At 37.6% G+C, this 15,782-nt stretch carries 14 protein-coding genes; 11 read left to right on the top strand and 3 right to left on the bottom strand.

Features of this window, described 5'->3' with window-relative positions:
* Window positions 1-9 precede the first annotated feature (9 nt).
* Window positions 10-1,539, top strand: a complete 1,530-nt coding sequence (locus F8153_RS09375) for an HAL/PAL/TAL family ammonia-lyase (protein WP_151866102.1) — start codon at window positions 10-12, stop codon at window positions 1,537-1,539.
* Between the two features lie 291 nt (window positions 1,540-1,830).
* On the opposite strand, the gene F8153_RS09370 is transcribed toward F8153_RS09375, so the two are convergent.
* Both F8153_RS09370 and F8153_RS09365 read right to left on the bottom strand, forming a co-directional pair.
* Window positions 1,831-2,979 (bottom strand): ATP-grasp domain-containing protein, encoded by a 1,149-nt coding sequence (locus F8153_RS09370; RefSeq protein WP_192929758.1) that lies wholly within the window; start codon window positions 2,977-2,979, stop codon window positions 1,831-1,833.
* A 201-nt stretch (window positions 2,980-3,180) separates the two neighbouring features.
* Window positions 3,181-4,506 carry a YheC/YheD family endospore coat-associated protein gene (locus F8153_RS09365; RefSeq protein ID WP_151866100.1) on the bottom strand — a complete coding sequence of 442 codons (1,326 nt, stop codon included), beginning with the start codon at window positions 4,504-4,506 and terminating at the stop codon, window positions 3,181-3,183.
* Between the two features lie 182 nt (window positions 4,507-4,688).
* Here F8153_RS09365 and F8153_RS09360 point away from each other — a divergent pair, with 182 nt between their 5' ends.
* Both F8153_RS09360 and F8153_RS09355 read left to right on the top strand, forming a co-directional pair.
* A complete protein-coding gene (locus F8153_RS09360; protein ID WP_151866099.1) occupies window positions 4,689-5,795 on the top strand; it encodes a UDP-N-acetylmuramoyl-tripeptide--D-alanyl-D-alanine ligase in 1,107 nt (368 codons plus the stop codon).
* Between the two features lie 35 nt (window positions 5,796-5,830).
* Window positions 5,831-6,598, top strand: coding sequence for a D-alanyl-D-alanine carboxypeptidase family protein (locus tag F8153_RS09355; protein ID WP_151866098.1), 768 nt, complete (start codon window positions 5,831-5,833; stop codon window positions 6,596-6,598).
* Between the two features lie 151 nt (window positions 6,599-6,749).
* Here F8153_RS09355 and F8153_RS09350 read toward each other — a convergent pair whose 3' ends face one another.
* Window positions 6,750-7,808 (bottom strand): XdhC family protein, encoded by a 1,059-nt coding sequence (locus F8153_RS09350; protein WP_151866097.1) that lies wholly within the window; start codon window positions 7,806-7,808, stop codon window positions 6,750-6,752.
* 237 nt (window positions 7,809-8,045) lie between these two features.
* Here F8153_RS09350 and F8153_RS09345 point away from each other — a divergent pair, with 237 nt between their 5' ends.
* The 8 genes from F8153_RS09345 to F8153_RS09310 all read left to right on the top strand — a co-directional run.
* A complete protein-coding gene (locus F8153_RS09345) occupies window positions 8,046-8,351 on the top strand; it encodes a hypothetical protein (RefSeq protein ID WP_151866096.1) in 306 nt (101 codons plus the stop codon).
* A 24-nt stretch (window positions 8,352-8,375) separates the two neighbouring features.
* Window positions 8,376-9,443, top strand: coding sequence for a threonine aldolase family protein (locus F8153_RS09340; RefSeq protein ID WP_330577773.1), 1,068 nt, complete (start codon window positions 8,376-8,378; stop codon window positions 9,441-9,443).
* A 228-nt stretch (window positions 9,444-9,671) separates the two neighbouring features.
* Window positions 9,672-10,247, top strand: a complete 576-nt coding sequence (locus tag F8153_RS09335; RefSeq protein ID WP_192929757.1) for a diguanylate cyclase — start codon at window positions 9,672-9,674, stop codon at window positions 10,245-10,247.
* A gap of 170 nt (window positions 10,248-10,417) precedes the next feature.
* A complete protein-coding gene (gene pdhA, locus F8153_RS09330) occupies window positions 10,418-11,503 on the top strand; it encodes a pyruvate dehydrogenase (acetyl-transferring) E1 component subunit alpha (RefSeq protein WP_151866094.1) in 1,086 nt (361 codons plus the stop codon).
* Complete coding sequence (locus F8153_RS09325) at window positions 11,504-12,481, top strand: alpha-ketoacid dehydrogenase subunit beta (protein WP_151866093.1); 978 nt, start codon at window positions 11,504-11,506, stop codon at window positions 12,479-12,481.
* Between the two features lie 14 nt (window positions 12,482-12,495).
* Window positions 12,496-13,845, top strand: coding sequence for a dihydrolipoamide acetyltransferase family protein (locus F8153_RS09320; RefSeq protein ID WP_151866092.1), 1,350 nt, complete (start codon window positions 12,496-12,498; stop codon window positions 13,843-13,845).
* Between the two features lie 13 nt (window positions 13,846-13,858).
* Window positions 13,859-15,244, top strand: a complete 1,386-nt coding sequence (gene lpdA / locus F8153_RS09315) for a dihydrolipoyl dehydrogenase (RefSeq protein WP_151866091.1) — start codon at window positions 13,859-13,861, stop codon at window positions 15,242-15,244.
* 338 nt (window positions 15,245-15,582) lie between these two features.
* Window positions 15,583-15,782, top strand: a 200-nt coding sequence (locus F8153_RS09310) for a hypothetical protein (RefSeq protein WP_151866090.1), incomplete at its 3' end; no start/stop codon positions are given.

Raw genomic sequence — 15,782 nt, 5'->3', positions numbered from 1 at the left:
GTAATTAGGATGGCAGAAAGAGTGGTATTAAAGGGTGATTCTCTAACACTCAAGGATTTTGTGAGAATTGCAAGGGATAAGGTGGCTGTAGAAATTTCTGATGAAGCTATGGAAAGAATTGAGGCAGGGAGACGGCTCGTTTACGAGTTTATGGATAGCGATATACCCGTCTATGGCTTCAATCGCGGAGTAGGCTGGAATAAGGACAGAAAGGTTGTAGCAAAGTATTATGAGGAATATAACAAAAATTTAATCTACGCCCATTGTGTTGGTGTGAAGCCCGAGGCAACAGAAGAGGTGGTGCGAGCTACTCTATTGGCCCGCCTAAGCACTTTCTTAGTTGGTTGTACTGGAATTCAGCCAGAAATTGTAGTTTTATATAAGGAAATGCTAAACCAAAATATACTTCCTGTAATACCTGAACGTGGCTCCGTAGGTCAAGGAGATATTACATGCCTTTCCCATATAGGCCTTGCTATAATGGGGGAAGGAGAGGTGAATTATAGGGGAGCTCGGATGAAGGCAGAGGATGCCTTTAAGGAAGCTGGTCTAAAACCAATAGTACTAGGGCCTAAGGACGGCCTAGCTATTGTAAGCTCCAATGCCTTAGTTACAGGAACTGGAGCCCTATTGGTTCAGGATATAGAGGATTTGATTGACATTGCTGACATTATCTATGCTCTATCTATGGAGGGGTTTAAGGGGAATGTTAGCCCACTAGATGAATCTGCCTATAAAGTAAGACCCCAAAGAGGGCAATGCCATTCTGCCAAAAAGGTCAGAAGTTATTTAGAGGGAAGCTATCTTTGGTTACCCAATGTTACAGAAGCACTACAGGACCCTCTATGCTTTAGGGGCTCATGCCAGGTACACGGCTCCGTTAGAGATGCATTAGAGTTTGTAAAGGAGTATTTACTGCTTCAATTGAATACCTCTGAGGATAATCCATGTATGCTATTGGAAGAAAAGCGTATGATACCCTGCTCTAATTATGAAATTACAACCCTAGCCTTGGGCTTTGAAATGTTGGGATTAGCCCTTAGTCATTTGTCTAAAAATAGCTGTTATAGAACTATTAAGCTTAGCAACCCTTATTTTACAGGATTATCTAGATTCTTAACACCTGCTGATACGTCTGTAATAGCCTTTGGTACCATTCAAAAAACCTTTACTTCCTTAGATACAGAAAATCGTCATCTATCGAATCCCGTTACCGCAGATTATTTTTCTTTAGCTGGCGACATTGAAGATCATGCCAGTAATGGAACGATTATTGTACAGAAGACAGCTAAAATTGTGGACAATATTAGATACATCCTTGGAATCGAAGCCCTACATGCAGTTCAAGCTATAGACCTTCGCAGGGCTGATAGACTAGGCCGAGGTACAAAAGCTGCCTATGAGGTTATTCGAAATGAAATACCCTTTCTTGATAGAGATCGGAATTTATCAATTGATATCCAAAGGTCCTATGAAATTATTAAATCCGGTGAAATTTTAAAGGCAGTAACGATGCTTAGTAAAGGTTCAAACCAATAGTTTGTATACAATACACCTTTTATTATGCTAAGTCAGGCAACTTTTCTATAGGAAAATATGCGAAGGCCCTAGCTGAGTTTGAGGCTTCTAAAATAGAATCCTAATATGGAAAACCGTCGTTATAAAATCTGTGAATATTAAATAACGACGGTTTGTTTTTAAATAGCTTGAATTCTTATTTTTTAAAAGCTATCTTTTTCCTTAGGATTTTTTTTATTTACTCCTCCAAATAAAGAAGATTTCATCATTCTTCACCTTCATTAATCATTTCATTAAATTTAGATTCATTTTTTAATATTTCCTCCCTAGAGGTGCCAATAAAATCCCTGAAACATAGCAGCGAAGATCTGAATAATAGGGGGCTATTGGCTTATTAAAGGCTAGGGGTATAAAATTTAATTCCTTCATAGCCTTTCTACAACTTGGAAAAAACTTGTTCCAATTGTACTTTGAGTCCCAGTTTTGAAATAATATCGCTGAAGAGTCGTAGGATTTATAGATGCTATCCTGAAGAAGGACTGCAGCAGTAGAACCATTTAAACGGAAATTAAGGTCTATAGCATATATCCTATTATCTTTAGCAACAACGATATCAAATCCACATATACCAATAAAACCTAGTGAACTGGCTTTTTTCATTATGGCATATCCTAGCTTAATTATTTCTTCAGATGGATGAAGATTTTTTTCTAGCCAATTGCCTATATAAATGCCGGAGGGTGTGGTAATTTGCTCAGAAACTCCTAAATATACGATATCTTCTTTAATAGTTCTGGCAAATTGAATATTATAGCTTTTTTCAATATCAATATACTCTTCAACCACTACAGTATGGCAGGTACTGAAGTATTGATAGGCATCATCTATTTCTTCTTTTGAATTACAAATCATTACATCATAGCCACCTCCATTGGGTTCATCAGAGGCAGCCTTTATGATAATAGGCCAGCTATTAAACTCTTTAATGGATTCTGCAATTTTGTTTGGATGAATGGTAAGCCTTGCAGGTATATACTCCTTTGGAACCAGTTCCTTTAACTGGGCTTTGTTGTTTAAAAATCCTAATAGCTTCGGATCAATCCAGTAGGTCTGGTGATGAATTTCTGAGTTTGGATGAGGATGGTTTATCACCAGCTTCTTTTCTTGGGCATTAAACAGATTTAATATGTCATAATAATCTTCTTTTTTATGATAAACCAGTCTAAGGGTAGCTACATCTAGTCTCGATTCCCTCAACAAGTTTAATATATCTTCAGTAGCGACAGTGGAGCTACAGATGATGGGCATTTCACCAGCAATCGTAAGGGGAGCTCCTGTAAGAAAATCTATTTTAGCAGGATTTTTAGGAAGCCATCCATAATCTGAAAAAGATCCTCTAGGATTTAAAATGAGGTCCTTACCAAAAATATCTGATAATGTCATCTTGGGTGTTAAATTCATGTGACTTGAAATCATAAGGTATCCCCTTTCAAAACTTATCTTTTTTCAATAGTATACTATGCTCACCAATGGAAAAGTGGACACCACCGTAAAAGAAATCTAAAGCAGCAAAACCCCTGTAAAGGGGGTTTTGGTTGTTAAAAAACCCATATTTTAATACAGAGAAATGGACTCTATAGTAAAAACAAATTTAAAATGTAGCTAGTCTTCTGTGTTTTTAGAGGTAAATCCTGATAAGGCTTTGGCATATTTAAAGGGTGTGGATACAACTCTTTGAAAAAACTCTGTTAACCCTTCAGTGGTTCTGGCATTAACTCCGTAATTAAGCTGTAATTCTAAAAGCCATATATGAAGATTGGGATCCAAAGCAATATCAGCAGCTAAGTCGCCCAAGTGATAACCATTTTTCTCATACATATTTACAGCCTCTATAACAATATCAGTCATTTGTGAAATAATACTTTTAGCCTTTTCGTCACTCAAACCAAATATGGATTTTAATGCTTTTTTTCCAAGGATTGATTGATCTCTTCCCTGTGCATTGGTAATGATGCTACCTTCCTTGGCAATTCTAGCTACCAATCCTGTTAATCCCCACTTCCTATCACTGTTCTTTTGTAGAACCAGCCTAAAATCTACATGGCGGTTTTTCGCCTTATAATGAACAGCCTGTTGAACTATATAATTTGTAGATATCTTTCTATCAAGGAATTTTGAGAGATCTTGGTAATCCTTGAAGAAAAGCTTGTTCTTTTCAAAATCAACAAGGGATATTCCTCGTCTTTCTTTATCTAGCTTCATTTGTCCTATTCCTCGGGCACGAGAGGCTGGCTTAAGATACAAGGAATGATATTTTTCTAATAAGCCCTTAACCTTCGCTATATTGGTATATTTTTCGGTGTAGGGTAAGTGTGGTGCTATTTTCGAGTTTGTTGATAAAAGCTGCCAGGTTTCCCACTTATTAAGATTTAATCGATAGGAATTGAAAACTTTATCCCCTATTTTTTTCTGTAAAGAAGAAATCCTATTTTGATTCATTAATGAATGGTTGAAGATGGCATCTGGAAGGGGAAAGATACCTTCCTTCCACTTCTTCTGACCTTTACTTAAATAATATCCTTCTATGGTGCCAGATTTTAGATTTATCGAGTCCTCTGCACAAATGACTATAACCCCTTTAACCGAATTATAATCTAAAAAACTAGGTAGACTCTTAACATATTTTTGGTTGAGTAGCTGCTTATATTTTGATAATGAGATATAAGCAATCAATGGCCCAATATAAACATCCCCATCATCATTATAGATTTCATAAGGAACATCTTTGGGAATCAAAAACTTACTATGAAGTTTGTGGGACAAGCCTATTGTATCGTAGGCGAGGGTTTTTCTAACAACGGCCTTTAACTCCATTTTCAATTGACCGAAATGTAGAGTGATTTTCTTTGGATTAGAAAACTTTTTATATAAACTTGGGTTCATGGCTATGAAATCTTCTTTTAATGACCTTAACCAGAGAAGCTCCATTTATTTCACTCCTATATTTTTTATTTGGTATATACTATGCACTATCTTAATTGATGTACCCATTGAGAATTTATGTAGTTTTTGTTTGTCTATGATTCACAACATGATTTATATTTCATAACTTGTATTGAAGAAGAGTTAAATCAGTCAACTTATATAGTTATAAAAGAAGGGAGTCTTTTATGAAACAGATCAAGCCAAAGGTACCCACCATTGCTATTACCGGTAGTGCCGGTAAAACAACAACAAAGGAAATGATCGCTTCAATTTTATCAACTAAATGGAAGATATTTAAGTCGGAAGGAAATCGGAATTTTGCTAAGAGCACTAAAAGCCATGCAAAAATGATCAAACCTCACCATCAGGCTATTGTATTGGAATATGGAATGGGTGAAGGTAATACTGGCAAAATGCATTGTAGCTTTATTCAACCCAATATAAGTGTGATAACCAACATAGGTTCTGCCCACTTTGGTGTGTTTGGAAATGATATAAAGCTTACTGCAGAAAAGAAATCGGAGCTTATCCAATATATGAAGGCCGATGGGAGTTTATATATAAACAATGATGATGAAAACTCAAAGCTACTTAAGACACAGGATTTCAAAGGTAGGATATATACAGTAGGGATCAATACTCCATCAGATTTTAGAGGGATAAATGTAAAATATTCAAAAAAGGGAATGAGGTTTATGGTGAATTTAAATGGTGATCTAGAGGATTTCTTAATACCCACCTTTGGTTACCATAACGTAGTTAATGCTCTATTCGCCATAGGAATTTCCCATAACCTAGGATTTACTCCCTCTGAAATGAGATTGGGATTAAAAAATTACTGTCTACCTAGTCGTAGGCTGATGATTCATAGGCTGCCTAATGGATTAATGATTATCGATGATAGTTATAGTGCCAATCCAGAAGCCACTAAAGCTGCCATTGATGTGCTGGTTAACCTAGGTAAAGATAAAAAAAGGATAGCCATTATTGGAAGTATGTTGGAGCTAGGGGAGTTTACAGCTGAAGGCCATAGGGAGGTAGGGAAGTATTTGGCTGACAAACAGATAAACAAAATATTTACCTATGGAGATGAAGCCCAGTGGATTAGACAGGGTGCAATGGAAGCTGGGTTTAACCCTAAAAATATTTTTAGTTTCAAAGACCAAGATAAAATCCACAGATATATTAAAAGAGTGGTAAAACCCAATACCTGTATCCTTGTAAAGGGCTCTAAGCTTATGGAAATGTATAAGACCGTAGAATTTATCAAGGGGAATTACTCCAGTAGGTAGTAATATATCATTGCTCATTCTAAGGAGGGGATAAAATGAGGAAAAGGAATCTAGCCACTAATGCAAAGGCTGCCCTTCTGGTACAGATTAATCCTAATAGAATCATTTTTAGAAAAAATATGAATAAAAGGTTACCCATCGCCAGTATTACTAAGCTAATGGCTATTCTTACCCTGCTGGATGGTATAGATGCTGGTGATATAAAATGGTCTGATAAGGTTCAAGTTAGCAAAAATGCAGCTTCAACTGGGGGTTCAAAGTTGAGTCTAAAATATGGTGAAACCATAACGGTTGAAGATTTAGTTAAAGGAATGCTTATTGCATCTGCCAATGATGCAGCAGTAGCTTTAGCTGAGGGTTATTCTGGAACAATGGGTAGCTTTGCAGAGAAAATGAACAACAAGGCAAAGGCCTTAGGCCTAAAAAATTCCAAATTTGAGAATTCCCATGGGTTGTTTGAAGATCATCATTATTCAACAGCCTTAGACGTTATGAAGATGGCCATGAATGCAATAAAAAGAGAAGAAATTTTGGAATGTACATCTCTGAAGGAGGCCTATATAAAGCAGGGAAACCAGATGAAAAAGCTTACAAATACCAATAAGCTCATAGGGATTCTACCAGAAATAGATGGATTGAAAACCGGACACACTCCCAAAGCAGGCTTTTGCTTAGTGGCATCTGCTGTTAGGAATGATGTCAGATTGATGGCAGTGGTTTTAGGAGAGCCTAGTAAAGCTCTTAGAGATCAAGAAGTTATTGAAATGCTTAATTATGGATTCAAGGTCATAAAAACCAATTAACTGATAAGAATCGCCTATACCCTATCCATCAAATTTACTACCTAGAGTAGTTTATATTGGCCTTAATGAAGCTGATTTCATAATTCATGATCAGAATAGAAAAACAGAAGTAATGTCTATACCACCATTTCTTCTGTTTTTTTATATAATTCTAAAAAGCTTCTATCAGAACCTCCAAAAGTCCACCACAAACCATTCCTTCTTCTTCTGCCACATCCCCGGTTAAATCTACCTGTTCAATCTTGTAACCTTTAGTTAATATAACATCTCTTGCGGAAGAGAGGATGCCGGCTTCACTACAGCCACCACCTATACTCCCTAAAACTCTTCCATCCAGCCAGGAAATCATTTTTGCTCCAGCCTTTCTTGGTACTGAACCCTTAGAAGAGATAATAGTAATGAGGGCTCTGGGAATCTCACTTTTCTTGGCCATTTCCCATATTACCTCATTGTCAAATTCGGGTGAATAGGATTTGCTTTTACCTGATTCCTTAGTAATGGCCCCTCTTCTAAATCCAATACATTGGGCTATAATAGAAATGGCAATCTCTTCTGGTGTAACTGCTCCAATCTCCAGTCCAATAGGAGAGTTAATTCCTTCGATTCTGTCCTTTGAATATCCTTCCGTTACTAATTGTTCCTTCATTGCCTTAACTCGACGTTTCGATCCAATCATCCCTATATAGGCAGGAGTATAGCTGAGGGCCTTCCGTAGACAAATCCCATCATGTCGGTGGCCTCTGGTGACAATAACGATAAAGTCTGAATCCCTTGGATTTAATAAATCAAAGATCCTTTCAAAACTCTGACAAAGGACTTCACTGGCTTCGGGAAATCTATTGGTATTGGCAAAGGTAGGTCTATCATCTGCAACCACAACTGAAAAACCAACCTTTGAGGCGAACTCACATAAGGGCTTGGCTATATGGCCACCTCCCAATATGATTAGACGTGGTTTTGGAGTATAGGCCTCAATTAAAAGAAGATGATCATTACTTGAAACAAGGTTTGGTTTGCCGGTTTCAAAGGTGTGATGGATTTTTTCTTTTATTTTTTCGGAATCTTCATTTTCTAAACTATATCTATGTAATAGACGCTTCTCTAATATAGTGCCTTTTCTTTCATCTATGGGTTGTAGGGTTGTTATTAGGACCGAGTCCTTTCCGTTGGTTACATCATTTAATAAATCATTATAAACATTTTCAAACATAGGCTTCCTCCTCATTCTATAATGTATATGAATCTTATCAGTCATCTTCAATTACATACATTATAAACATAATCCTTAGTTTATACAAATCATTAATTTCCATGAAATATAATAAATACAATTGCGGTACTGAGGAGTTGCTTCAAATACCAAAAACTACTAAATATACAACCCATTAAAAGCTTAACTATTTTCGTATATATATATAGGTATAAAGAAAGAAATGGGGGGAAATAAATGAGTATCTATGAATTTAAATATAATATTGATTTAATTAGAAGCTTTAGAATAAAACTAAGTAATGAACCAATTCCAATAAGAGCCCAAAGGGTACTATTAAAATTCTATGCAAAAACCTTAAGAATAAATCTGTCGGATAAAATTTTGGATGACTTCATGTCTTCTGAGATTACTAATACATTAAAATACAAAATGAATAAAACAGTATATAATAACTCATTGAAATTTAATACAAAAATAGAGGTAGAAGGAGTTAAAAGAAGAATAATAAATATAGCTATAAGGATGTATATGGAAACATAAAAGAAGGAAAGGGAGTTGTACAAAATGGCAGAAACACTTGGGAGACAAAATGAAGCTACTATTTATAGCTTTAAAAATGATTATAGTGAGGGAGCCCATCCCAATATATTAAAGGCCTTAATGGAAACCAACCTAGTTCAGCAGGAGGGTTATGGCTTAGATGAATACTCCTGTAAAGCAATTGAGATCTTAAGGGATAAACTAAATAATCCCGAGGCTAATATTCACTTTGTATCAGGAGGTACTCAGGCTAATTTAATCGTAATTTCATCTATTTTAAAACCTTATGAGTCAGTAATATCAGCTAACTCAGGTCATGTTAATACCCATGAAACCGGAGCAATTGAAGCCACCGGACACAAAATAAACACCATCGATACTAAGGATGGAAAACTACGACCAGAGGATGTTAAATACATATTAGAGCAGCATGTAGATGAGCACATGGTAAAGCCAAGGACGGTATACATTTCTAATACTACAGAGGTTGGGACGGTGTATAAAAAAAGAGAGCTTGAGGAGTTGTATTCCTATTGTAAAGAAAATAATCTCCTGTTGTTTTTAGATGGTGCTCGACTAGGCTCTGGTCTAACTGCTCCTGATAACGACTTAAGCCTTTCTGATTTATCAAGGCTTGTGGATGCATTCTATATAGGAGGAACTAAAAATGGAGGCCTTTTGGGAGAGGCTATTGTAATTAGCAATGAATCCTTAAAGGCAGATTTTAGGTACTACCTAAAACAGAGGGGAGCCCTCCTTTCAAAGGGTAGATTATTGGGAATTCAATTTCTTGAATTATTTAAGGATGATCTATATCTTCGATTGGCAAGTCATGCAAATACAATGGCAGCTAAGCTGGCTGAGGGAATAGTGGAAATGGGATTTAGCTTTTTAACTAATCCTGAGTCCAATCAAATATTCCCTATTCTCCCGGATAATATCATTGATAAACTAAATCAGAAATTTTTATTCTATGTGTGGAGTAAGGAAGGAGACAATATGTCCTCCATAAGACTTGTAACCTCCTGGGCAACTAAGGAAGAGGCAGTAGATGGTTTCTTGAAGGAATTAAAATCTTTGATGGAAGTTTAGAAAAATGGCATAACATAAAACCTTTATTTCAATCTAAAATGGTTGGGGGCATTTCCTCCAACCTATTTTAACTTTATCCTGAAACTTAAGAACAAAGGGTATCATATATTGTAGATTTTTTATACTTTTTTTATTTTAGTATCCCTAAAATAAAAGCCGCTTACGTATTAAAATATAATATAACAAAAAATATTGGAAATCATGCTGTTTTATGGGAGGTGTATCGATATGAGCTACTGTTCCAGTAATTATAAAGATAGAGAATTGACACTGGTTCTTAATGAAAAAGAAAAGAATTTACTGGCCTTAAAAGAAAGTATGAATCAGTCTACTTATTATAGGGATCTATTGGAGGTATATGATAAAGATACTGGCTTTATTAAACTTAATAGAGGAGTCTTTAATCTAATAAAAACTAAAGAACCATTGGCTATGTGCTTTATCGATATAGACAACCTTATAGTTAATCATTCATTAGATGATTTTCAAAGAATCAACTTATTAGACACTGTTCATGAAGTCATTAGAAAAAATGTAAGAAGAACAGATTATATATTTGTATATGGTAAGAAAGAAATTGCAATTTTATTTCCTTCTGTTAACATTATAGATGCTGGCAATATTTGCAGAAGAATCGATAAGCAATTATTAAATCTAATAAGCCCTAAGATTCCCCTTTATGTAAGAATCATAAGCATAGGACTTTCGGAATATGATATCGATGTGTACAAAACTCCCGAAGAATTCATCAAAGATGCATATAAGAAAATAAACATTGAAAAAATGACAAAAAAGGTAATATAAGAGTACATAGATCATTGGGATAATTCATGCCACTAAACTAGTGGCTTTTTTTGTTTAAAAAAAAGGACATTAAATCAACAACAAAAAATTTTATATAAAAATTTTTAGGGTAAATAGTGAATACATTAAATATAAATGATAAGAACCCTATAATAAAAGGAGGTTATAAAATGCTAATAGACAAGTTTTCGCCATTGGAGGGGAAAATGCTATCCATAATGGATCCAGAGGGAAACATTATTGAAAAAGATTTAATGCCACAATTAGAAGATGAAAAACTGCTGGAGCTATATAAAATGATGCTCCTCACTAAGGTAGTAGATACTAAGGCTCTACAATATCAAAGGCAAGGTAGAATGCTAACCTATGCACCAAATCGGGGTCAGGAAGCAGCCCAGCTAGGTTCAATTGCAGCCACAGAGGAAAGAGATTGGCTTGTTCCAGCCTTTAGAGAGCTTGGAGCTTGGTTATATAAGGGAGTATCTCTAGAGCAAATTTACCTATATTGGTATGGTAATGAAGAGGGAAGTAAATTCCCAGAGAATATAAATATGCTTCCAGTAGCAGTACCAATAGCTTCTCAGATTAATCATGCAGCCGGGTTGGCAATGGCCAGTAGGTATAAAAAAGAGGATGCTGTTACAATGGCCTATGTTGGTGATGGAGGAACCTCCCATGGAGAGTTCCATGAGGGAATGAATTTTGCAGCAGTATTCGATGCTCCCCTTGTAGTCATCATTCAAAACAATCAATATGCCATATCCGTACCTCGTCATGTGCAAACCAGAACAAAGACCTTGGCAGAAAAGGCAGTGGCCTATGGTATTCCGGGTATACAGGTGGATGGCAATGATATTTTTGCAGTGTATGTTGCAGCTAAGGAAGCAGTAGAGAGGGCAAGGAGGGGCGAAGGACCCACATTGATAGAGGCAGTCACCTATCGTTTAGGCCCCCACACCACCTCCGATGATCCAACTATCTATAGAGAGGATGAAGAGGTTGAGGAATGGGCTAAGAAGGACCCCATCCTTAGATTTAAGAAGTTCCTCATTAATAAGGAACTATGGAGTGTAGAGCAGGATGAAAAGGAAATAGAAGCCTACGAGGAATTGGTTAATAACACCTTTAAGAAGGTTGAAAATTCCAAAGAAGTCCCATTGGAGGATATATTTGCTTATCAATATGAAACCATGACACCAAATCTAGTTCAACAACTGGAGGATTATCGTCAGTATCTTGAAGGGAGGGAAAAATAGATGGCTTTAATGAATATTTTAAACACAATTAATCATACATTGGATCAGGAAATGGAAAGAGATGATACCATCGTAGTCTATGGTGAGGATGTAGGCCATGAAGGTGGTGTATTTAGAGCAACTGTGGGGTTGCAAAAAAAATATGGAAAGGAACGTTGCTTTGATTCTCCACTGGCTGAGGCTGGCATTGTGGGTACAGCCATAGGGATGGCCATTAATGGTCTTAAGCCCATTGTAGAAATTCAGTTTTCCGGATTTATTTTACCGGCTGTTAACCAGATTATCGGCCATGCAGCCAGAATGCGGAATCGTAGCAGGGGTAAATATCATTTACCAATGGTTATCCGTGCCCCCTATGGTGGAGGAATAAGGGCCCTAGAGCACCATTCCGAGAGTATTGAAGCCATGTTTGCCCATATCCCAGGATTGAAGGTTGTAATTCCTTCTACTCCCTATGACACTAAGGGATTGCTGTTGGCTGCCATAAGGGATCCAGATCCTGTACTATTCCTAGAGCCTAAGCGGATTTATAGGGCCTTTAAGCAGGAGGTACCCGAAGAAGATTACACCATTCCAATTGGCAAGGCAAAGATTGTTAAAGAAGGGAAGGATGTTACGGTGGTCTCCTATGGAGCTCTAATGCCTCAAGTGAACGAGGCTGTTAAGGAACTGGAAAAGGAGGGTATATCCGTTGAGGTTATAGACCTAAGGACCATATCCCCTATAGATAAGGATACAATCATCAATTCAGTGAAAAAGACCGGAAGATTTGTTGCTGTTCACGAAGCAGTAAAGTCCTTCAGCGTTTCAGCTGAGCTAATATCCATCGTAAATGAAGGAGCCTTCCTTTATCTTGAAGCACCTCCTACCAGAATCACAGGCTTTGATATTACTGTACCCCTACCAAGGGGAGAGCATCATCATATGATTGATTCAGCCCGGATAGTAGCTAAGGTTAAAGAGGTAGTTAAATTTTAGGGAGGTGAATGGAATTGATAGACTTTAAGTTTGCAGATATAGGAGAAGGAATCCACGAAGGAAAAATCCTAAAATGGATGGTTAAGGTGGGTGACAAGGTAAAGGATGGAGATTCTTTATTTCTTGTTGAAACCGATAAGGTTAATGCTGAAATTCCCTCCCCTGCCAAGGGTGAGATTGTTGAGCTAATGGCTGAGGAAGGGGACATTATCCACGTGGGTGAGGTTGTTGTTAAAATAGATGACGGCAGTGGAGAATCAAAACCTCAAGAGGCCTCAGCGGAGAAAGGGGCTGAAGCACCAAAGGCCTCGAAAGAGAAAGAGACTGAAGCCCACAAGGAAGCAGTAAACGAAGGGGAAGAGAAAAGTGCTGGTGTTGTAGGAGAGCTCATGGTTTCCTCTGAAATTATTGAAGAAAGCAAGGAGAATCACCAGAATAAAGGGGAGGAGGAGACCAGAAAGGTTTTAGCAACCCCTGTGGCAAGGAAGCTGGCTAAGGATTTAGGAATTGATATTCATAAGATTAAAGGTAGGGGACCAGCTGGTAGAGTTATGAAGGAAGATATTTATCGTGCTAAGGAAGAAGGGAAGTCCGATGAAAACACTGGAAAGACTGATGATAACGCAGAAGCTTCGGCACCTAGGGAACCAAAGTCAAAAACCAGTAGACCAGAGGAACGTGTCCCCCTTTCTATGCTTAGGAAGACCATTGCTAAAAACATGGTTCTATCGAAATCTACCATTCCTCATGCCACTGCCATGGATGAAATAGATGTTTCAGATCTAGTTCTCTTTAGACAAGAGGCTAAGGAGGCAGCTGGGGCTGAAGGTGTAAAATTAACCTACATGCCCTTTATCATCAAGGCTCTAACCCTTACCCTAAAGGAGCACCCTGTTTTAAATGGAAGCTATGATGAGGAAAGGGAAGAGATGGTACTAAAGAAATACTATAATATCGGAATAGCCACCGATACTGCCGATGGCTTGATTGTTCCAGTAATAAAGGATACCGATAAGAAGGGAATCTTCCAAATTGCAACAGAGGTAGAAACCTTGGCAGAGGCAGCTCGAAATAAATCTCTAACCTTAGAGGATCTTCAAGGAGGCACCTTTACCATCACCAACTATGGAGCCGTTGGAGCTGGTGGAGGAATCCCTGTTATTAAGCATCCAGAGGTGGCCATCTTAGGGGTTGGCAAAATAACCAAGAAACCCGTGGTGAAGGATGGAGAGATTACCATAAGGGATATGATGTCTATAACCCTATGCATTGATCATCGTGTGATTGATGGCGGAGATGCAGGAAGATTTATGAATCGATTTAGAGAATATCTCAGCAATCCCATGCTTTTGATACTCAGCTGAGGAGGATGATACTATGAAGGATTATGATATAGTAGTGCTGGGCGGAGGTCCAGGTGGATATGTGGCAGCTATTAAAGGAGCCCAAATGGGGGCTAAAACTGCATTAATTGAAAAGGGAGAGGTTGGTGGGGTATGCCTCAATTGGGGTTGTATCCCCACCAAGGCCCTTTTGAAGAGTGCCAAAATTTATGAGGATATGCTGGAGTCTGAAAAGTTTGGTATTGAACTAAAGGACAAAAGTATGGTTACCATTAACTGGCCTCAAATGCTTCAGCGAAAGGATAAGGTAGTGAAGCAGCTTACCGGCGGTGTTAAAAATCTGCTAAAGAGTAACGGAGTGGATCTGTATCAGGGTAAGGGAAGGGTTATTGATAAAGAGACCCTAGAGGTTCATGGAGAAACCCTAAAAACCAAGAATTTAATCATTGCCACCGGTGCAACCCCCTTCTTCCCAGATATTAAAGGCCTAAAGGAAGCCTTTGAAGAGGGGATGGTAGTTACCAGTAAAGAAATATTAGAGCTTGAGGAACTGCCTAAGAAGCTGGTAATACTAGGTGGTGGAGTAATCAGTACTGAATTTGCCATCCTCTTTAATACCCTCGGTGTGGAGGTAAGCATCGTACAACGTTCGGCAGGAATATTGGGAAGTATCGATAAGGATATTCGAGAGAATATGGCAAGAATCATGAAGAGGAAGGGAATTAAATTCCATTTCAATTCTAGCATCAAATCCATTAATAAGAATCAAGTTGCTATTGAAAGTAATGGAAAGGAAATGGTTCTTGAGGGTGATAGAATCCTACTTAGCCTAGGAAATCGAGCAAATGTTGAGGAGCTACAGCATTTAGCCTTAGAGATGGATAAAAAGGGAATTGTCACCAATGAAAAAATGGAGACCAATGTTAAAGGAGTATATGCAATTGGAGATGTAAATGGAAAGTATAATCTTGCCCATGTGGCTTCTGCAGAAGGAATTGTAGCAGTGGAAAATATCATGGGTAAGGAGGCCAGTATCAATTACAACAAGGTACCCTCCTGTATTTATGGCTTCCCCGAGGTGGGAACAGCTGGCTTAACAGAGGAGGAGGCCCTAGAAAGGGGCCATGAGATTTTAACCAGCACCTTCCCAGTAGCAGCCAATGGCAAGGCCCTAGCAGAAGGAGAAAGTGATGGCTTTGTAAAAATAGTGGCTGATAAAAAATATGGTGAAGTGTTGGGTATTCATATTTTGGCAGCCCATGCCACCGATATGATTGCCGAGGCTGTCACCACCATGGAGCTGGAGGGGACGGTCCATGAATTGGCTAAGGCCATTCATCCCCATCCAACCCTATCGGAGATTGTGATGGAGGCCGCCCATGGAGCTGTAGATAAGCCTATTCATATATTTAAGAAGTAATTAAGGGTCGACAATGTCGACCCTTATTATTATAAATCCATCTTATTTAAAAAGTAAACCACAGGAAGTAAACCACAGGGACGGTTCTTGTGGTTGCGCCTTAATGTTTTTATTTGTAATGTTGCAGTTGACTTATCATAGCTTGCCTAATAAAAAATGCTATATTCACAAGACTCATGCTTTTAGACTATAAAATTGCATAGGAGTGGTGAAATTTTGAGGGTATAGACTTATGAAGTTTGATTTTAGATATTTCAATTACTAAAGAATTATACTACAATAAAAGGAAGTTCCTATATACCAAATTAACTAATTAGCAACCCTCAGGAGATGATTATATGAAGTTAAATAAGACTAAATATTTTGTAATATTTCTCCTTCTAATTTTTCTTACTTCAAGTTGTTCTCCAGCAAAGAAAAACTTGGAAGATAAAAATTCTAATGATATAAATGTGGAGGAAGCAATAATACCAGCAAATAATACGGAGAATGGAAAAAATAAGGTAAAAGAAGAACATGAAGAAAATCTACATGAAAT

It is taken from the genome of Alkaliphilus serpentinus, from assembly GCF_009017255.1.
Taxonomy (GTDB): Bacteria; Bacillota; Clostridia; order Peptostreptococcales; family Natronincolaceae; genus Alkaliphilus_D; species Alkaliphilus_D serpentinus.
The sequence above is the reverse complement of the archived record's forward strand: the minus strand, read 5'-3'. Positions and strand labels throughout refer to the sequence as shown.